Annotated in this window: 16 protein-coding genes; 4 read left to right on the top strand and 12 right to left on the bottom strand. The window is 61.3% G+C overall.

Annotation, left to right across the window (positions count from 1 at the left end; all coding sequences use genetic code 11):
• Nucleotides 1-177: 177 nt before the first annotated feature.
• Nucleotides 178-1,131, top strand: a complete 954-nt coding sequence (locus HBO41_RS06090) for a DMT family transporter (RefSeq protein ID WP_017137270.1) — start codon at nucleotides 178-180, stop codon at nucleotides 1,129-1,131.
• Between the two features lie 39 nt (nucleotides 1,132-1,170).
• On the opposite strand, the gene HBO41_RS06085 is transcribed toward HBO41_RS06090, so the two are convergent.
• From HBO41_RS06085 to HBO41_RS06070, 4 genes are all read right to left on the bottom strand, one after another.
• Nucleotides 1,171-2,388, bottom strand: coding sequence for an SAM-dependent methyltransferase (locus HBO41_RS06085; protein ID WP_169985456.1), 1,218 nt, complete (start codon nucleotides 2,386-2,388; stop codon nucleotides 1,171-1,173).
• Between the two features lie 188 nt (nucleotides 2,389-2,576).
• Nucleotides 2,577-3,194 (bottom strand): TPM domain-containing protein, encoded by a 618-nt coding sequence (locus HBO41_RS06080; RefSeq protein WP_099548608.1) that lies wholly within the window; start codon nucleotides 3,192-3,194, stop codon nucleotides 2,577-2,579.
• Nucleotides 3,195-3,225: 31 nt separating this feature from the next.
• Nucleotides 3,226-3,954, bottom strand: coding sequence for a YgcG family protein (locus HBO41_RS06075; protein ID WP_026013717.1), 729 nt, complete (start codon nucleotides 3,952-3,954; stop codon nucleotides 3,226-3,228).
• Between the two features lie 18 nt (nucleotides 3,955-3,972).
• On the bottom strand, nucleotides 3,973-4,584 hold the full coding sequence (locus HBO41_RS06070; RefSeq protein WP_017137266.1) for a LemA family protein: 612 nt from the start codon (nucleotides 4,582-4,584) through the stop codon (nucleotides 3,973-3,975).
• A gap of 241 nt (nucleotides 4,585-4,825) precedes the next feature.
• On the opposite strand from HBO41_RS06070, the gene bglX reads away from it, so the two are divergent.
• Nucleotides 4,826-7,117, top strand: coding sequence for a beta-glucosidase BglX (bglX, locus tag HBO41_RS06065; RefSeq protein WP_169985454.1), 2,292 nt, complete (start codon nucleotides 4,826-4,828; stop codon nucleotides 7,115-7,117).
• Nucleotides 7,118-7,383: 266 nt separating this feature from the next.
• Nucleotides 7,384-10,332, top strand: coding sequence for a S8 family serine peptidase (locus HBO41_RS06060; RefSeq protein WP_169985452.1), 2,949 nt, complete (start codon nucleotides 7,384-7,386; stop codon nucleotides 10,330-10,332).
• 18 nt (nucleotides 10,333-10,350) lie between these two features.
• On the opposite strand, the gene HBO41_RS06055 is transcribed toward HBO41_RS06060, so the two are convergent.
• From HBO41_RS06055 to HBO41_RS06030, 6 genes are all read right to left on the bottom strand, one after another.
• Complete coding sequence (locus HBO41_RS06055) at nucleotides 10,351-11,508, bottom strand: phosphatidylserine/phosphatidylglycerophosphate/cardiolipin synthase family protein (RefSeq protein WP_099548607.1); 1,158 nt, start codon at nucleotides 11,506-11,508, stop codon at nucleotides 10,351-10,353.
• 1 nt (nucleotide 11,509) lies between these two features.
• Nucleotides 11,510-12,091, bottom strand: coding sequence for a YceI family protein (locus tag HBO41_RS06050; protein WP_017137264.1), 582 nt, complete (start codon nucleotides 12,089-12,091; stop codon nucleotides 11,510-11,512).
• A 173-nt stretch (nucleotides 12,092-12,264) separates the two neighbouring features.
• On the bottom strand, nucleotides 12,265-13,023 hold the full coding sequence (locus HBO41_RS06045) for an IclR family transcriptional regulator (protein WP_017137263.1): 759 nt from the start codon (nucleotides 13,021-13,023) through the stop codon (nucleotides 12,265-12,267).
• A 64-nt stretch (nucleotides 13,024-13,087) separates the two neighbouring features.
• On the bottom strand, nucleotides 13,088-14,530 hold the full coding sequence (locus HBO41_RS06040) for an amidase (RefSeq protein ID WP_169985450.1): 1,443 nt from the start codon (nucleotides 14,528-14,530) through the stop codon (nucleotides 13,088-13,090).
• Complete coding sequence (locus tag HBO41_RS06035; RefSeq protein ID WP_099548605.1) at nucleotides 14,527-15,837, bottom strand: citrate-proton symporter; 1,311 nt, start codon at nucleotides 15,835-15,837, stop codon at nucleotides 14,527-14,529. Before HBO41_RS06035 ends, HBO41_RS06040 begins: the two co-directional genes overlap by 4 nt.
• A 59-nt stretch (nucleotides 15,838-15,896) precedes the next feature.
• Nucleotides 15,897-17,072 carry a M20 aminoacylase family protein gene (locus HBO41_RS06030; protein WP_099548604.1) on the bottom strand — a complete coding sequence of 392 codons (1,176 nt, stop codon included), beginning with the start codon at nucleotides 17,070-17,072 and terminating at the stop codon, nucleotides 15,897-15,899.
• 804 nt (nucleotides 17,073-17,876) lie between these two features.
• Here HBO41_RS06030 and HBO41_RS06025 point away from each other — a divergent pair.
• Nucleotides 17,877-18,170 (top strand): DUF3077 domain-containing protein, encoded by a 294-nt coding sequence (locus HBO41_RS06025; RefSeq protein ID WP_099548603.1) that lies wholly within the window; start codon nucleotides 17,877-17,879, stop codon nucleotides 18,168-18,170.
• 179 nt (nucleotides 18,171-18,349) lie between these two features.
• Here HBO41_RS06025 and HBO41_RS06020 read toward each other — a convergent pair whose 3' ends face one another.
• Complete coding sequence (locus tag HBO41_RS06020; protein WP_017137257.1) at nucleotides 18,350-18,664, bottom strand: hypothetical protein; 315 nt, start codon at nucleotides 18,662-18,664, stop codon at nucleotides 18,350-18,352.
• Complete coding sequence (locus HBO41_RS06015; protein ID WP_017137256.1) at nucleotides 18,661-19,743, bottom strand: serine hydrolase; 1,083 nt, start codon at nucleotides 19,741-19,743, stop codon at nucleotides 18,661-18,663. Before HBO41_RS06015 ends, HBO41_RS06020 begins: the two co-directional genes overlap by 4 nt.
• Nucleotides 19,744-19,847: the final 104 nt, after the last annotated feature.

Raw genomic sequence — 19,847 nt, 5'->3', positions numbered from 1 at the left:
CCGCCAGACAATAGAGATCCAATGTGGGAGCCGGGCTTGCCCGCGATGGCGGCGGCACTGCCTACAGAGCGATTGGAACTGTACGGATAAATCTGCGACCAGCTGTAGGCCCTTAATCAGCGAGGGTTGTGGCTAGATGGGCTTCCCTTGAAGCCCTCCAGATTCTGGTCCCCACTCATGAGCTCGCGCGAAAACACCGGCATGGCCCTCGGCCTGCTGGGCGTCGTCATCTTCAGCCTGACTTTGCCCTTCACCCGTATCGTGGTGCAGGAAATCCATCCCTTGCTCAATGGCCTCGGGCGCGCCTTGTTCGCGGCGATCCCGGCAGCAGCGCTGTTGTTGTGGCGACGCGAGCGCTGGCCAACCTGGCGCCAGGTGCGCGGTCTGTGCCTGGTGATTGCCGGGGTGATCCTGGGTTTCCCGGTGTTGTCGGCCTGGGCCATGCAAACCTTGCCGGCGTCCCATGGCGCGCTGGTCAACGGTTTGCAACCGCTGTGCGTGGCACTGTATGCGGCGTGGCTGTCACATGAGCGGCCGTCAAAAGCCTTCTGGGCCTGCGCAGCGCTGGGCAGTGCGTTGGTGCTGAGTTATGCGTTGATCACTGGCGCGGGCAGTATCCAGGCCGGCGATTTGCTGATGCTCGGCGCGATTGCCGTGGGCGGCCTGGGGTATGCCGAAGGCGGCCGGTTGGCCAAGGAAATGGGCGGCTGGCAGGTGATCTGCTGGGCGCTGGTGCTGTCGACACCAGTATTGATCGGCCCGGTGTGGTACTTGGCGGCGCAGCATCAAGGCGCGATTTCCATGCGCACCTGGTGGGCGTTTGGGTATGTATCGCTGTTCTCGCAGTTTTTGGGGTTCTTCGCCTGGTACGCCGGGCTGGCCATGGGCGGCATTGCGCGGGTCAGCCAGATTCAGCTGTTGCAGATCTTCTTTACCATCGCGTTTTCGGCGTTGTTCTTTGGTGAACATATCGAGCCGATTACCTGGGTGTTTGCGTGTGGCGTGATCATTACGGTGATGCTCGGGCGCAAGACGGCGGTGCAGCCTGCACCGGCTTGTGTGGGAGCTGGCTTGTCGAATCGTCGCACCGCTGCGATGCAGACACCTCGGTCTATCAGCAAACCCAGGTGATGCCATCGCAGGCAAGCCAGCTCCCACAGGAGACCGCATTCAGTTCAAGAAGCCATCCGCGCGCAGCAGGGTTTCCAGGCAGTGTTCGCTGATGTGGTAGAACGCCTTCAGCTCCTGGATTTTTTCCAACAGTTGCGCATTGTCCACAGGCTCGGTGCGCTTGACCGCCAGAATCATCTTGTTCTTGTTGGTGTGTTCCAGCGAGATGAACTCGAACACCTTGGTCTCGTAGCCACAGGCTTCCAGGAACAACGCACGCAAGCTGTCGGTGACCATTTCCGCTTGCTGGCCCAGGTGCAGGCCGTACTGCAGCATCGGCTTGAGCAGCACCGGGCTCTGGATCTGCAGGCGGATCTGTTTGTGGCAGCACGGCGAGCACATGATGATCGACGCACCGGAACGGATGCCGGTGTGGATCGCGTAGTCGGTGGCGATATCGCAGGCATGCAGGGCGATCATCACATCCAGTTCGCTGGGCGCCACACTGCGCACATCACCACACTTGAACACCAGCCCCGGATGCTCCAGGCGTGCGGCGGCGGTGTTGCACAGGGTTACCATGTCTTCACGCAATTCCACACCCGTCACTTCGCCCTCGGCCTTGAGGGTGTTGCGCAGGTAATCGTGAATGGCGAACGTCAGGTAGCCCTTGCCCGAACCGAAATCCGCCACGCGCACCGGCTGGTCAAGCTTCAACGGCGATGAGGTCAGCGCATGGCTGAACACTTCGATGAACTTGTTGATCTGCTTCCATTTGCGCGACATCGATGGGATCAGCGCCTGCTTGGCGTCGGTGACGCCCAGGTCCGCGAGGAAGGGTCGGCTCAAGTCGAGGAAGCGGTTTTTCTCGCGGTTATGCTCAGCAGAAGGCGCCTCGCGCAGTTGCTGCGGCTTGCTTTTGAACAGCGAGCTTTTGTTCTTTTTGCTGTATTCCAGCTGGGCTTCGTCGGTCATCGACAACAGGTGCGCATTCTTGAACGACGCCGGCAGCAGCGCGGCAATTGCCGCCACGCCTTCGGCCAGCGGGAAGTTCTTGGTAATGTCGCGGGTCTTGTAGCGATAAACAAAGGACAGGCACGCCTGCTCCTTGACCACGACCTGCTTGATGATCAGCCGCTGCAACTCGGCTTCTTCGCCGACGTACTTGGCCAGCACCAGCTTGATAAACGCGTTCTGCGCGAGGCTTGCGCTCAGCAGTTCGATGAACTGGGCGTGATGATCCGGCGCAGGGCTGGCAGGTTGAGCGGTGACAGACATGAACAAAAACGCCTCGGGCAAAGAATGCCGGGCATTTTAGGGGGGATGAAGGTTTAGGGCACGGGGTTATTTGATCAACGGTCGCTCAGCCGCCGCAAATCAAATGCGGGAATCACTTTTCTCTGGAAACTGACTTATGTGGAGGGCAAGCCAGCTCCCACACAAGCCCGGCTCCCACAGAAAAGCAGCTATTCCAGCACTATCAGGCGGTTAGGCAGCTCATTACGCGTCTGCGTCACCGGCACATGCACCTTCAGCAATTCACCACACGCTTCGATGCAGGCAATAAACCCCGCCAGCGTCTGCCCCTGCTTCACCTGCTGGGTGAATGCCTTGACGATCTCATCCCAACTGCTGTCATCCAGGTGCCTGGAAATACCATCGTCCACCAGAATCTCCACATACCGCTCCGCCTCGCTGACAAAAATCAGCACGCCGGTGCTGCCCAGCGTGTGGTGCAGGTTTTGCTCCAGGAACTGTCGACGGGCCAGGTTCGATGCACGCCAGTGGCGTACCGAACGCGGAATCAGGCGGGTGGTGACCTTGGGCAGGCGAAACACCAGGCACAACACAATGAAGGTCGCCCATTGCGCCAACAGCAAGGTGTACATGGTCAGGTAGCCCGACAGGTAGTGCACGATGCCAGGTACCACCAAGGCGACCAGGCTGGCCCACAGCAGCGGGATATAGGCGTAATCATCCGCGCGCGCGGCCAGCACGGTGACCAGCTCGGCGTCGGTGGTTTTTTCGACGCGTGCGATCGCTTCGGCGACTTGGCGCTGCTCGTGTTCAGTCAGTAATGCCATGGTTGTAGATGCTCTGTTCTAGTTATTGTCATTACCAGCCACCTGAGGCACCACCGCCGCCAAAACCACCGCCGCCGCCTCTGAAGCCACCACCGCCGCCCCCGCCACCGCCGCCGCGTCCACTGCTGCTGAGAATCGCCAGCAGGATAGCGCCAACGGGCAGCCCCAGCCGATTACACAGCCACAACACGCCGATCAGCAGGATGAACAAACCGATGGAAAACCCCGGATTATCCTTGGCAAAATTCGCATCCGCCACATGCGCCGGCACGGCCAGCGGCTCGCCGCCCACCACCTGAATCATGGCCGCAACGCCGTCGCTGATGCCCTGGCTGTAATTACCGGCCTTGAACTTGGGCGCGATCACCTGGTTGATGATCACCCACGACTGCGCATCGGTCAGCACGCCTTCGAGGCCATAGCCGACTTCGATGCGCAATTTGCGCTCATCGCGGGCGACGATCAACAGCGCGCCGTTGTCCTTGCCCTTTTGGCCGATGCCCCACTGGCGGCCCAATTGATAACCGTAGTCCTCAATGGGCACGCCCTGCAGGTCAGGCACAGTGACCACCACGATCTGGTCACCCGAAGTTTGCTCCAGCGCCTGCAATTGCTGGGTCAGCTGCGCACGTACCGCCGGGTCGATCATCTGTGCGGTGTCCACCACCCGCCCGGTCAAGGCCGGGAAGGTCAGCGCCGCCTGGGCCACGCCCACGCAGGCCAGCAGCCACAGCGCCAAGCCTATCCGTAATAAACGCATCGACACCTCAGAGAAGCCTTATTTGAACTTCACTTGCGGCGCTTTATCGGCGTCGGCACTGGTGGCTTCAAACGTGGCGCGGATCGGCAAGTCGCTGTACATCACGCTATGCCACAGGCGGCCGGGGAAGGTGCGGATCTCGGTGTTGTAAGCCTGCACCGCCTGGATAAAGTCGCGACGGGCCACGGCAATACGGTTTTCGGTGCCTTCAAGCTGAGACTGCAACGCCAGGAAGTTCTGGTTGGCTTTGAGGTCCGGGTAACGCTCGGACACCACCATCAGACGGCTGAGTGCGCCGCTCAAACCGTCTTGAGCCTGTTGGAACTGCTTGAGCTTCTCGGGGTTGTCGAGGGTGCTGGCATCCACTTGGATCGAGGTGGCCTTGGCCCGCGCCTCAATCACAGCGGTGAGGGTGTCTTGCTCATGGGCCGCATAGCCCTTGACCACTTCCACCAGGTTGGGAATCAGGTCGGCGCGGCGTTGGTATTGGTTCTGCACCTGGCCCCAGGCCGCCTTGGCCTGTTCGTCCAGGGTCGGAATGGTGTTGATGCCGCAACCGCTCAGCACCGTGCTGATCAGTAGCAAAGCCGCGGCCTTGAAGCCCCAGCGGTAATGTTGTGCTGCTTGCATAGTGTTTCTCCTGCCCAATCTGGATGGAATGTGACGACTAACCCTATAAACCGCGCGCTTGGGGCATAATCCGCCACCACTGGATTGCGTCGAGCCAATCAGCTAAAAAGATGCCCAGCGCGAATAAGAGTTCACAAGTGTGGTGCATTTACTGCAATAACACTCGAACAACAACATAGGTTCCCCCACATTTTGGCAGACCAGCGCATTTTCGCTGTGCAGTAGCCGAAAAAGGATATTCATGAAAAAGCTGTGTTTGCTCGGCCTTGTTGCCACTCTGGCCACCCACCCCGTCTGGGCAGAAACAAAGCCTGCTGCGCTTAAAGACAAGGACGCCTTCGTCAGCGACCTGCTCAAGCAGATGACTCTGGATGAAAAGATCGGCCAATTGCGCCTGATCAGCATCGGCCCGGAAATGCCCCGCGAGCTGATCCGCAAGGAAATCGCCGCCGGCCGCATCGGCGGCACGTTCAACTCGATCACCCGCCCGGAAAACCGTCCGATGCAGGACGCGGCCATGCGCAGCCGGTTGAAGATCCCGATGTTCTTCGCCTATGACGTGATCCACGGCCACCGCACCATCTTCCCGATCAGCCTGGCCCTGGCCTCCAGCTGGGACATGGACGCCATCGGCCGCTCCGGGCGCATCGCCGCCCAGGAAGCCGCTGCCGACAGCCTCGACATCACCTTTGCGCCGATGGTCGACATTTCCCGCGACCCGCGCTGGGGCCGCACCTCCGAAGGTTTTGGTGAAGACACCTACCTGGTCTCACGCATTGCCGAAGTGATGGTCAAGGCCTTCCAGGGCGTAAGCCCGGCTAATGCCGACAGCATCATGGCCAGCGTCAAGCACTTCGCCCTGTATGGCGCGGTGGAAGGCGGTCGCGACTACAACGTGGTCGACATGAGCCCGGTCAAGATGTACCAGGACTACCTGCCGCCGTACCACGCGGCGATCAAGGCCGGTTCCGGCGGCGTGATGGTGGCGCTCAACTCGATCAACGGCGTACCGGCCACCGCCAACACCTGGCTGATGAACGACCTGTTGCGCAAGGACTGGGGCTTCAAAGGTTTGGCCGTGAGCGACCATGGCGCGATCTTCGAGCTGATCAAGCACGGCGTGGCCAAGGACGGGCGTGAGGCTGCCAAGCTGGCGATCAAGGCCGGCATCGACATGAGCATGAACGACTCGCTGTACGGCAAGGAATTGCCCGGCCTGCTCAAATCCGGCGAAATCGAGCAAAGCGACATCGACAATGCGGTGCGCGAAGTGCTCGGCGCCAAGTACGACATGGGCCTGTTCAAAGACCCGTACCTGCGCATCGGCAAGGCCGAAGATGACCCGGCCGACACCTATGCCGACAGCCGCCTGCACCGCAGCGATGCGCGCGATATTGCACGCCGCAGCCAGGTCTTGCTGAAAAACCACAACGACACCCTGCCGCTGAAAAAATCCGCGACCATCGCGCTGGTAGGCCCGCTGGCCAAGGCACCGATCGACATGATGGGCAGTTGGGCCGCCGCCGGTAAGCCTGAACAATCCGTCACGCTGCTGGACGGCATGAACGCTGTAATCGGCGACAAAGGCAAAATCATCTACGCCCGTGGCGCCAACATCACCAATGACAAGGCCGTGGTCGACTACCTCAACTTCCTCAACTTCGATGCGCCGGAAGTGGTCGATGACACCCGCCCAGCCCAGGTGATGATCGACGAAGCGGTCAAGGCCGCCAAGGCAGCCGACGTAGTGGTCGCCGCCGTGGGCGAGTCCCGTGGCATGTCCCACGAGTCTTCCAGCCGCACCGACCTGAACATCCCGCAAAGCCAGCGCGACCTGATCAAGGCGCTCAAAGCCACCGGCAAACCGCTGGTCTTGGTGCTGATGAACGGCCGCCCGCTGTCGATTGTGGATGAAAACAAAGAGGCTGACGCGATCCTGGAAACCTGGTTTGCCGGCACTGAAGGCGGCAACGCCATCGCCGACGTGCTGTTCGGTGACTACAACCCATCGGGCAAGCTGCCGATCACCTTCCCACGGTCGGTGGGGCAGATTCCGACCTACTACAACCACCTGAGCATCGGCCGGCCGTTCACCCCAGGCAAGCCGGGCAACTACACCTCGCAGTACTTCGATGACGTTACCGGGCCGCTGTTCCCGTTCGGTTATGGCTTGAGCTACACCACGTTCAGCCTGTCGGACATGGCGCTGTCGTCCACCACCCTGAACAAGACCGGCAAGCTTGATGCCAGCGTCACCGTGAAGAACACCGGTAAAGTCGATGGCGAAACCGTAGTGCAGTTGTACATCCAGGACGTGGCCGGCTCGATGATCCGCCCGGTTAAAGAGCTGAAGAACTTCCAGAAAGTCATGCTCAAGGCCGGTGAAGAGCGCACTTTGCACTTCACCATCAGCGAGGAAGACTTGAAGTTCTACAACACTCAACTCAAGTTCGCGGCGGAACCGGGCGAGTTCAATGTGCAGATCGGGTTGGACTCCCAGGATGTGCAGCAGCAGACGTTCGAGTTGTTGTAATAGCGACGGCCCCCTCTTTGAGTGAAGAGGGGGCATCGCAGTAACCCGCGTTTATCAGCAACCAGTTAACTTTCTCCTTCCCTCTAAGCCAACTCCTACATTAATCACTCTGCGTACTCGCACACCCTGTCAGCCCAATTTTATGTGCAGGTGTGTGGACTATGTTGCCCACGAAAAACGCCCGAGCGGCAGCCGCAAAAGCGCCCGCTCAATCATCATTCAAGCATAATGCTATCGCCCTCTGTGTGCTTGGGTGCTTGTCAGCAATGCCGGTTGAAGCCGCCAGCTACACCGAACAAGGCCGGCTGCACAACGCCGCCAGTTGGCGCAGCGAAGAGTTCAAGAGTAACTGGGGGTTGGGCGCAGTGGGTGCCGATTACGCTTATGCACGAGGGTTAAGTGGTGCAGGGGTGCAAATGGGGATTTATGACTCTGGAACCGACCTGCGCCATGGCGAGTTTGCCGGGAAACCAGTTGTCGGCGTGCTGATGGCCGACCCGGGCTGCATGAGCGGGAGCGTGCTGGAAAATGGCTGCTTCTACACCGAAGGTGATCGCGCCGCAGTAACCGTTATAGACTCATTGCCACCTGAAGCATTAGCAGGCCTGGAAGAGTCTATAGCCGATGGCACCCTGACCCGAGAGCAACTTGATGAATATCTCGGATTTGTTGGAACGACCTACGACGCGCATGGCACTCACGTTGCCGGTACAGCACTCGCCAATCGCGATGGCTCCGGGGTCCATGGTGTAGCTTACGCGGCCAACTTGAGTGCCGTGCGTAAGTTCGGCAATACCTATCTGGGAGGCCCGATTGCCATAACAAGCGCTTTGAGGCTTCCCCTTCCGACAGTTGCCGCGGTTGACGCCGTCTATGCCCAATTGCACAAGCAGAATGTACGTGTTGTCAATAACAGTTGGGGGAGCGCATTTTCGCCCGCAAATGCAGCAGAGCTGGACATTGCATTAAGCGGCACACAAACCCCGGTTTATGCAGAACTCAGGGCCATCGCAGACAACGCTATCAAGTATGGGATCCTGCAAGTATGGTCAGCGGGCAACGTCACCACAGCCAACGAATCACCTCAAAAAGCGCCAAACTCCGGGCTTCATCCCAACCTGCCACGTGCCATTGCAGAGCTGGAGCCTTATTGGTTGACCGTCGTCAACTTAACTAAAGAGCTCACCTTGAGCGATTATTCCAGGCGCTGCGGCTTCAGCAAAGACTGGTGCCTGGCCGCGCCCGGAACAGATATCAACTCGTCCTGGGTCAGCGGTTCGATACAAACCGAAAACCACTACGGCCCAGACGGTGATGTCATCGGCTTCACAGTAACCGGTGACAAACCCGATTCAGGTTATGCGCTAAGCTCCGGCACCTCCATGGCCGCCCCCCACGTCACCGGCGGCCTGGCACTGCTGATGGAGCGCTTTCCCTACCTCAACAACCCGCAAATCCGCGACGTGCTGCTCACAACCGCCACCGACCTTGGCGAACCAGGCGTGGACGACGTCTACGGCTGGGGCCTGATGAACCTCAAAAAAGCCATAGACGGTCCCGGCCAGCTGCGCGTCGACACCCTGGTGAACATGGACCGACCCGCCGGCGGTGCAATTGTCTGGCAAGGCGGTGCCTGGGACGATTGGCGCAACGATATCAGCGGCCCCGGGCGCCTGGAAAAAAGCGGTATCGGTTGGCTGCGCCTGAGCGGCAATAACAGCTTCGCCGGCGCCACGCTTAAACAAGGCATTCTGGAGCTGGACGGCACTAACAACCTCAAGGGCGATGTCATAGTCGACGGTGGCACGCTGCGTCTGAACGGCGCCCTGAACGTGCAGGGTGACTACCAGCAAGCCGCCGGTTCAACCCTGATGACGGGCCTCACAACCCCAACGGCGCCGGCAAAACTGCAGGTGAGCAACCAAGCCAGAATCGACGGCGGCACGCTGTACCTCAGCGCACAACCCAACACCTACTACCTGGGCCAGCGCCACAGCATCCTGCAGGCCAACGCGGCCTTGAGCGGCGAATTTGCTGCGATTGACCGTCGCGAATTTTCGCCCTTCCTCAACGTGTCGCAAGTCAAAGAAGCCAATAGCCTGCTGGTGGAATTCGGCCGTGGCCGCTCACTGGCTTCGGCGGCAGAAACGGCCAACCAGCGGGCCGTCGCCAACGTCGCCGACACGGACGCTTTGACCTCCCCACTGCTGCAACGCCTGACTTCGCTGTTCCCCGAGCAGGCGCCTTCGGCCCTGGACCAGTTGAGCGGCGAACTGCATGCCAGCACCCAAGCGGTGCTGATCGAGAACAGCCGCGTGTTGCGTCAGGCCGTGTTCGACCGTCAACGCCTTGCACAAGACAATCGCGCTACCGGGCCACACACAGAGAACCGTGGCATATGGGTACAACTGCCGCGTCAGTCCGGGCTACTGGCGGGTGATAACGGCACCTCGCGCACCTCCCACAGCAGCACGGGGATTTTGGTCGGCTTCGATCACCAACTGGAACAAGGCACACGCCTTGGCGTAGTCGCCGGCAGCGGTAGCAGCGAGGTCAAGGCGGGACCGCGTGGAAAGGCAAGTGTCGACACCTACCAGTTGGGCCTGCACGCGGGTCACACGTGGGATGCTTTTGGCCTGTATGGCGGCATCGCCTATGCGCAACATGAGATTGAGACCAAACGCCGCGTCAGCTTTCCCGGTGTAGAAAACCGCTTGTCCGGCAAATACGCCAGCCGCACCGTGCAGGCATTTGCCGAGGCCAACTATAAGTTCAGCCATGACTTCTGGGATTGGCAGCCGTACCTGCAACTGGCCAATGTGCAACAGCGCAGCGAAGGCTACACCGAGCGGGGCGGCATTACGGCACTGCGCGGCAAACGTTCGAAAGAAAGCGTGAACCTGGCCACCGGCGGTGTGCGGGTGAACCTCGACCTGGGCAAGGCGCAGATCGGCCCGTCGTGGTTGAGTGTGCGCGGCGGCCTGGCTTACACCCGTGCCAGCGGTGACCTGCAACCTTCTACCCAGGCTGCCTGGGACGGCGGGCGAGTCATGAGTGTCAGCGGCGCGCCGCTGGATCGACTCAGTACCCGGCTGGAACTGGGCGCCACCGCGCACCTGACGCCTAACAGTGCGATCGACCTGGGCTTTGCCCAGCAGCGTGGTGAGCGCACGCGAGACCAAAGCATCACCGCGCAATATTCACTGCAGTTTTAAGCAGCAGGCGGGGGTGTCCTACCCCCGCCGATCCAGCAGGTTGACCACCAACCGATCAATCCAGCCCCACACCCGCTGCTTCACCCGCCGCCACAGTGGCCGCGCCTTCCAGGCCGCCAGGCTCACCGCCTGGCTCTTGGCAAAATCACCCTCGAAACTGCCCACCACCGCTGCCGTCAATTCTGGGTCGAGCGCTTCCAGGTTGGCCTCCAGGTTAAAGCGCAAATTCCAGTGGTCGAAATTGCACGAGCCAACGCTCACCCAGTCGTCCACCAGCACCATTTTCAGGTGCAAAAAACACGGCTGGTATTCAAAGATCTGCACGCCTGCACGCAACAACCGTGGGTAATAACGGTGCCCGGCGTAGCGCACTGAAGGGTGATCGGTGCGCGGGCCGGTCAGCAATAAACGCACATCCACGCCACGCCCGGCTGCGCGGCGCAACGCACGGCGTACGCTCCAGGTCGGTAGAAAATACGGGGTGGCCAGCCAGATGCGCGTCTTGCTGCTGTTCAGCGCGCGGATCAGCGACTGCAAAATATCGCGGTGCTGACGAGCATCGGCATACGCCACGCGCCCCAGGCCAGGCCCGGTGGCCGGCACCTTGGGCAAGCGCGGCAAACCGAAATGGGTGGCGGGTTTCCACTCGCGGCGCGCCGCGTTGGCGTGCCATTGGCGGTCGAACAACGCCTGCCAGTCCAGCACCAACGGGCCGCTGATCTGCACCATCACTTCATGCCAGTCGGCGGTGTCTTGCCCTGGCGTCCAGAACTCATCGGTAACGCCCGTGCCGCCGACCACGGCGATGCCCTGATCAATCAGCAACAGTTTGCGATGGTCGCGGTACAGGTTACGCATCCAACGGCGCCAGCTCAGGCGATTGTAGAAGCGCAGTTGCACGCCCGCGTCGGTGAGGCGCTTACGCAGGCCCAGCGTGAAGGCCAGGCTGCCGTAATCATCAAACAGGCAGCGCACCTGCACGCCGCGCTCGGCGGCTTGCACCAACGCTTGCACCATGGCTTCAGCGCAAGCACCCGCCTCCACCAGGTACAACTCCAGATCGACCTGGCGCTCGGCCCGGGCAATACCCACCAGCATCTGCGGGAAGAAACTCGGGCCGTCGATCAGCAACTCGAAGCGGTTGGCGCTGCGCCATGGGAACACTGCGCCGCTCACGTCAGCGCGCCGTGAAAATCAGCACCGCACCGACCGGCACCGACAAACTGATCGACGCCAAGCCGGCCGCCTTGCGCAGTGCCGCCACACCCGGCACCAAATCGAAATCCTCGGCATGCAGCACCACAGGTTCCAGGGTTACCACTTGGAAACGCCGGTCATCCAGACGTGTGGCGAGCAGTTCGGCGCTGTAGGTTTGAGTCTTGCCGTGCAAAGTCACCGACAGTGGCAGGCGCAACTCAATTTGCGCGCCTGGGGCCAGGTCATTGATCGGTTGCAGATTAATCTGCGCGCTGATCAGCGCTTCGGGGAAGGCCTTGATCTGGAACAGGTCATTGCGCATGCGCTCATCGCGCAGCGGGATGCCGCTGTTGATCGACTCCATCTCGACCTCAAGCTGCGCCGCGCCTTTGCTGTCGACCTTGCCGTGCAACACCAGGAAGCGATGCACCTCGGCAATCTCGGTGTTCTTGGTAGTGACGAACGACAGGCGCGAGGATTCGTTATCCAGGTACCAGTCGGCGTGGGCAGGCAAGGCGGCGCACGTCAACAGCGTGAAGGCCAGGGGTTTGAGATTGAACATAGAAACTCATGGGGCAAAAAACCTGCACGAACCTTAAGCGCAATCTCACAAGCGGCGCAAATCCAATGTGGGAGCTGGCTTGCCTGCGATGACGGCGGCACAGCCAGCAGCAAGGGTGACTGACCTGCCGCTATCGCAGGCAAGCCAGCTCCCACAGAGTTCGGTGGTTGCCTTCAGATCAGCGCCCGCTGCACATCGCGCACCGTCGCTTCGAGGCTGGCCATGTGCAGGTTCAATACGCGCTCCACCGGCGCCTGATGCATCGGCCAGTGCAACGCCATACTGCCCACCAGCCGCCCATTGGCCTGCACCGGCAAGGCCACCGCGCGAATCAGAAACGGCAGGCGCACCGGGTATTCCCAATAGCCTTCAGTGCGCTGGCCAAACCCCTGGTGCTGGGTTTGCTCGCAGGTATGCACCTGCTCGTCCGCGGCCACATGATCGCGGCCCGCCAGACGCTGCACCTCCTCAACCGGCAATTGCGTCAGGCATGCCTTGCCCATCGCCGAGTGAAACAGGCTGGCGTGCTGGCCGACGATCTGGCAGTTGTTGGGGTACAGCTTGCGCAACACACTGGGGATCGCGCTTTCCATGACTTCCAGGCGCTCACCATCAAAGCAGGATAAATCCACCACCAGCCCGGTGCGCTCGCTGAGTTCCAGCAGCCAGGGCGCGGCGCTTTCCACCACCTGGCGCTTGAAACGTTGCTGGGTGTCGCCGAACAAGCGCTGGGCGCGCAGGCGGTAACGACGGTCGCTGAGGCCGCGATAGACCCACCCCTGTTCCTGCAAGGTCAGCAACATGCGCGACACCGTCGCCTTGGGCAGTCGTGTGAGGTAGTGCAACTCCTCCAACCCCAAGGCCTGGTGTTCGCCGAGCAGTTCGACGATGGCGAGTGCGCGCTCAACCGACCGTACCGTGCCTGTCTCCATGTTCGATCTCCCTGTTGCCGGTGGATGATCATTTTTCACAGCAAGATACAGGCCCGATCGCAGGTCAACTCATCGATTCAAGGCACGCAGGCGGGCGGCGTTGTACCCATTGCGTCAGCTGTTCATGAGCATAAGCCAGCTGCAAGACAGCGCGGTCCGCCTGGGCCGGGCCGATGATCTGCAAGCCCATGGGCAAGCCTTGAGGATTGAAGCCCACCGGAATGCTCATGCTCGGCAAGCCCGCCAATGTAGGGCCGATCACCACTTCCATCCACCGGTGATAGGTGTCCATTTCACGCCCACCCACCCTGCGCGGCCACGCCTGTTGTGCATCAAAAGGGAACACTTGGGCGGTGGGCAACAGCAGGAAATCGTAACGTTCAAACAGCTTGGCCAAGGCGCGATACCACTCGCTGCGGTCCACCGACGCCTGGTACACCTGCTGCGCACTCAAGCCCAGCCCGCCCTCCACTTCCCATTGCGCTTCGGGTTTAAGCAACGCGCGTTTTTGCGGGTTGGCGTAGGCCGCACCGAGGTTGCCGTGCACCAACCAATGGCGATGCACCAGCCAGCAGCGCCATAGCCGCGCCAGGGAAAATTCCGGCTGGCAGCTTTCCACCTCGCAGCCCAGCGCAGCAAAATCGCCGAGAGCCGACTCGCACAGGCTCATCACACCCTCGTCCATCGGCAGGTAGCCGTTGTAATCCCCCAGCCAGCCCAGGCGCGCGCCTTTAAAATCGCGCTGCAACGGCAAGCCGAACACCGACGGATCGTCCTTGGATGAGAGCGGCACCCGAGGGTCGTAACCGGCCTGGATACTCAATAACTTCGCCACATCCGTGACGCTGCGGCCCATTGGGCCTTCGGTGCCCAGTTGCTGCACAAACAATTCCGGCACCGGCCCGTGGGGCACGCGCCCCTGTGAAGGGCGCAAACCAAACACATTATTGAACGCCGCCGGGTTGCGCAGCGAACCCATCATGTCGCTGCCATCGGCCACCGGCAACATGCGCAACGCCAGCGCCACCGCCGCCCCGCCGCTGCTGCCTCCGGCCACCAAACGTGGGTCATAGGCATTGCCGGTGGTGCCGAACAGCGTGTTGTAGGTCTGCGAGCCGAGGCCGAATTCCGGCACGTTGGTCTTGCCGATGATGATCGCGCCGCTGGCCCGTACGCGCGACACGCTGATCGCATCTTCGGCGGGCACATGCTCGGCGAACAGCGGCGAGCCCAAGGTGGTGCGCAAGCCCTTGGTGGCCGCCAAATCCTTGATCGCCTGGGGCATGCCGTGCATCCAGCCTCGCGATTGGCCCTGGTCCAACTCACGATCACAGGCACGCGCTTCGGCCAGCACTTCATCGGCATCACGTAACGACACCAGCGCATTCACACTCGGGTTAAAACGCTGGATCTGCGCCAGGTAATCGCCCATCACGTCTTCACACGACACCTGCCGCGCATGGATCGCTTGCGACAGCTGCGTGGCATCCCAATCAACACGGCTCAAGGCTTCACCTCATTGGAAAAGGGCAGCGGTTTTTTCGCCCGTGGGGCTTCGTGCATGCAGTAAGTGCCCATCAACGTCAGCACGCAAGCGAACAGTACATAAAACGACGGCGCCACTGGCGTACCCAGTACTTTGGTCAGCCAAGTCACGATCAACGGTGCGAAACCGCCGAACACCATGACCGCGACGTTATAAGCCACCGACACACCCGTTGACCTCACCTCAATCGGAAACTGCTCGGCCAGGGCCGTCGGTGCCGGGCCGAAAAAGCCGCCGATGACCGTGCACAGCAGCACTTGCATCACCAGCAAGCGCTCGATGGACGGTGCCGCGGCCACCCACACATACAACGGGTAAACCATCACAAAGAATGCCAGGGTGAAAGCCATCAACACCGGCCGCCGCCCCAGCCGGTCCGAGAGCATGCCGGACAGCGGAATCACCACGGTCATCAGCGCCACTGCGAACATCTGCACCATCAGCACCTGGTCCAGCGGCAAACCGAGGCTCTTGTGCGCGAAGGTCGGCATATTCACCAGCACCACGTAGAACGACACCGTCGCGCCGCAGGCCAAGCCCATGGACACGAGGATACTGCGCCGATGCTCACGCAGCACATCCATCAGGCTCGGCGCCGGGCCGGTGGCCTGCTTGCGCGCCTGGATAAATTCTTCCGGGTCTTCCAGGTTCCTGCGAATCCACAACCCCACCGGGCCGATCAGCAAGCCCAGCACAAACGGCACGCGCCAGCCCCACAGGTCGAGGGTTTGCGGCGAAAAGAAGTGCGTGACCAACGCCACCATCGCCGCCCCACCAAATACCGCCAGGCATTGCCCCACCAACTGCCAGGAGCCATACAAGCCCTTGCGATGGGCCGGCGCACTTTCCACCAGAAACGCCGTGGCACTCGCGTACTCACCGCCGGTGGCAAAGCCCTGGAGCATGCGCGCCACCACAATCAGCAACGGCGCGCCCATGCCGATGGCGGCGTAATTGGGCGCGAAAGCGATCAGCGCGATAGACACGGTCATCAGCCGGATAATCAACTGCATCGCGGCTTTGCGGCCTTTGCGGTCGGCATAAATGCCGAGCAGGATGCCGCCCACCGGGCGCATGAAAAAGCCCACGCCGAAGGTGGCCAAGGCCATCAGCAGCGAGGCGTATTCATCCTGCGACGGAAAGAATTGCCGCGCGATGATGCTGGCCAGAAAGCCGTAAACGATAAAGTCATACCATTCCAGCGCATTGCCGATCACAGCCGCCACCACCTGGCGGGTGCGCGATACGCCTGTGTTTGAAGTCTGCATGAGGAACACTCCATTCAACCGATAAGGGCAAGGGTCCAGCGGCAGAAAAAAAGAGGTCGTCAGGCAGGCTTGAGCCAGCTCTCGGCCAGCGCGCCCCAGTAGGCGGCGCCGGTCAGCAGGATGTCGTCGTTGAAGTCATAGGCAGGGTTATGCACCATCGGCCGCGACACGCCGTTGCCGATAAACAGGTAACTGCCGGCGCAGCGTTGCAGCATCCAGGCGAAGTCTTCACTGCCCATCAGCGTGCGGGTGTTGCCGTCCACCGCGTCGGCGCCGAGCAAGGCAATGCCGACCTGGCGAGCGAACTCGGTTTCTTCGGCGTGGTTGACCAGCACCGGGTAGGCCGGGCGGTGTTCGACCTGCACCGTGCAGCCGAAGCTCGCGGCTTGGGTCTGGATGATGGCGTTGACGCGCTCGAGCATCTGTTCCCTGACCTTGGGGTTCAGTGCGCGCAGGCTCAGGCGCAACAGCGCTTGCTGAGGAATCACGTTGGCGGCCTGCCCCGCTTGCAGCGCACCGACCGTGACCACGGCGGCTTCCTGGGTGTCGATATTGCGCGCCACCACCGTTTGCAACGCCATGACCATACTCGCCGCCGCCACCAGCGGATCCACCGTCAGATGCGGCATGGAACCGTGGCCACCGACGCCTTCCAGCGTCACCGTGAGCAAGTCCTGCGAGGCCATCATCGGCCCGACCCGCAGGCCCAGATGCCCCGCCGGCAAGCCCGGCATATTGTGCATGCCGAACAGGCCATCGCACGGGAAGCGCTCGAGCAAACCATCGGCCAGCATCGCCTCGGCGCCGCCCTGGCCTTCTTCGGCGGGTTGGAAAATCAGGTTCAAGGTGCCGTCAAATTGCCGCGTCGCCGCCAAGTAACGCGCGGCGCCGAGCAGCATGGTGGTGTGGCCGTCATGCCCGCAGGCGTGCATGCAACCAGCGTGCTGGCTGGTGTAGGCCGCGCCGGTGTTCTCGATGATGGGCAAGGCGTCCATGTCGGCGCGAATGCCCAGCGTGCGCGAGCTGCTGCCATTGCGCAGCACGCCGACCACACCGGTTTTGCCGATGCCGGTGTGCACCTCGTAGCCCCATTCTTTCAAGGACTGCGCAACGAGCGCGCTGGTGCGGTTTTCTTCAAAGCCGAGTTCGGGATGGGCATGGATATCGTGGCGCACAGCGTGCAAGTCGCTGGCGACATCGCTGAGCCAATCCAGAATGTGCTGGTGTGGGCGCATGGTGATTCTCCTCACAGGCGGGTGGTCCCGTTCTTGTTGGCGGCACATCGACAGCTAAGCGCGATGTGGGCACGAGGACAATCAAAGGTGGTTCCACTGGGTGGAACCTGAGGCCGACACCTAATAACCCTGTGGCGAGCAAGCTTGCTTGCGCTGGGGTGCGAAGCGCGCCCAAAAAGCCGGTGACTGCTGCGCAGTCAAACGGGAGCAAGCTCCCTCGCCACACAAAGCGCACCGCCATTTGCCACCGGTTGCGACGGCGCATAACCCTGTGGCGAGCAAGCTTGCTTGCGCTGGGGTGCGAAGCGCCCCCCAAAAAGCCGGTGACTGCTGCGCAGTCAAACGGGAGCAAGCTCCCTCGCCACATAAAGCGCACCGCCATTTGCTACCGGTTGCGACTGCGCATAACCCTGTGGCGAGCAAGCTTGCTTGCGCTGGGGTGCGAAGCGCCCCCATAAGCCGGTGACTGCTGCGCAGTCAAACGGGAGCAAGCTCCCTCGCCACAGAAAGCGCACAGCCATTTGCCACCGGTTGCGACGGCGCGTGCATAAGGTTAACCTCGCTTCCGTCGCTGCTCATCAGTGACCGGGCGTGGAATCCCGAGAAAGAAGACGCTACAGCGTCGTCATACAATCAGTCGGCGCTTTTTTGTGCCCGCTGTTTGTGCTTTATGGCGGCTGTGCGTGGGAGGCCTTGTGCCTGCCGAGTCGCTTCTTCTCGGATTCCAACCTGCGTACAGCTGCCACCCTCATGCTTGGAATCGTGACTGGCAGCTCTTTTTGGTTGTACCAAAGGAGCAAGCTTATGCCGTACGAAATACCCTCAGCCGAAACCATCGGCGCCGCCACCTTCGCAGACTGCGGAGAAAACAAAAGCCACCTGAAACTCTTCCGCGTCAACGCCGGGGTTCCGCTCGTAGAAGCCCTCGAACACGCATCCCATGTGCTCTATTACGCAAAAATGCTCTCCCTTGAAGCTGCCATGGACCCCAAGGCGGAGAAGTTTGCATTCGCCTCGCATTACCTGGGGGAAATGGGCAAGGCGATCATCGATGACCTGTTGCTGGCCTTGCAGCCTGGCAGCCCAACCCCGCAGTAAGTCGTCCGCGCCCGGTGCAGTGCATCGGGCGCCTGTCCGGACTGCCTCATTTCCCAAGATCAGCACAAATCCATGTGGGAGCTGGCTTGCCTGCGATAGCGGCCGGTCAGTCAACATCACTGTTGCCTGTGCCGCCGTCATCGCAGGCAAGCCAGCTCCCACAGAGAATCTTTGGTGCGTCAGGGGTTGAGGCGGCAGCCCTGGCGATCACCCAACCAGCGCGCCGTGTGCGTGCGTCCTAAACCACTCGCCGTCACTTCACTGCGTTCCGGCGAATCAGTGAACGCACTGGTCGGCACATACTGCTTCACATACCCCAGGCAATACTCCGCCGGGTTGTTTTCCACATACCGGCACGAGCAATATTCCTTGGCCGTGTACGCCGCGATGATGTCGGGGAAGGCTTGCAGGTTGACGCGTTCGTGCCACACCCAGCCCGACAGGGCGAGCAACAGCAGCAAAAACACGCTGATAAACGGATGACGACGGATCATGGTTGCACCGCCGCCAGTACGCGCTTGAGCAGTTCGTTGTGACGGTAAGTGCCGTCACGGTCATCGCCGTAGCGCACGATCACCAGGTGTTCGTCGGGCAGCACATAGAGCGCCTGGCCCCAATGGCCGAGGGCGGCGAAGGTGTCGGCAGGCGCATCGGGCCAGGGTCTTGGGGCACCTTGTACGTCGAGGTTGAGCCACCATTGCCCGCCGGGGACGGCGTCGTCCTGGCCGGCCTTGTATTTATCGAATGGCTGGCGGTTGAAGGCGACCCACTCTTTAGGCAGCAACTGCTGCTCTCCCCAACGACCGTCGCGCGCCATCAGCAGGCCGACCCGCGCTAAATCGCGAGCCGTCAGGTAGGCATAGGACGAGGCGACGAAGGTTTCGTCGGCGTCGGTTTCCCACGTGGCGTTGTGAATGCCCAGCGGCTTGAACAGCGCGTCCCACGGGTAACTCATATAGGCCTTGTGGCCGAGCATGCCTTTGAGGGCGGCGGACAAAATATTGCTGTCGCCGCTGGAATAACGAAAGGCCTGGCCCGGTGCGGCGGCGGCCTCGGTGCCTGCGGCAAACTCGGCCATGTCGCTGCGGCCACGGGTGTAGAGCATCGCCACCACCGAGGAATTGAGTGGGGCGTATTCGTAGTCTTCCTGCCAGTCCAGGCCCGAGGCCCAGTGCAGCAGGTCGGCCATGGTGACTTTGGGGTGCTGTTTCATCGGCGGGTAAAAACGCGCGGCCGGGTCATTCAGTTTGAAGCGATTTTCGCCGTAGGCCACGCCGAGCACAGTGGCCATCAGGCTTTTGCTCACTGACCAGGTCAGGTGCGGCGTGCTGGCGGTGTTAGGCGCGCCGTAGCGTTCATAGATGATCACGCCATCGCGGATCACCAGCAGCGCGTCGGTGCGGATGCCTTTACGAGTGGCGTCGTCACGGGGTGGAAAAGCATAGGCATTCAGTGCATCGACCGCCGGGCCTTCGAGCGGCGCGCCCTTGGCCCATTCCTTGTCCGGCCAGGTGTCGGCGTGGGCGGCAGCGGTGACTAACAGCAGGGCAACGCACAACAGGCCTCGGACCATGGACGCAAACTCAAGGGGGCTTTCAAGCCCGCGAGCCTAGCCCAGGCGCATGACAGATTTGCGACAGGAAGGCCTGTCATCCAAGCGTCACCATAACTTCATGG

It is taken from the genome of Pseudomonas sp. WS 5146 (genome assembly GCF_012985495.1).
GTDB lineage: Bacteria > Pseudomonadota > Gammaproteobacteria > Pseudomonadales > Pseudomonadaceae > Aquipseudomonas > Aquipseudomonas edaphica.
This window is presented reverse-complemented; position numbering and strand designations above follow the sequence as displayed.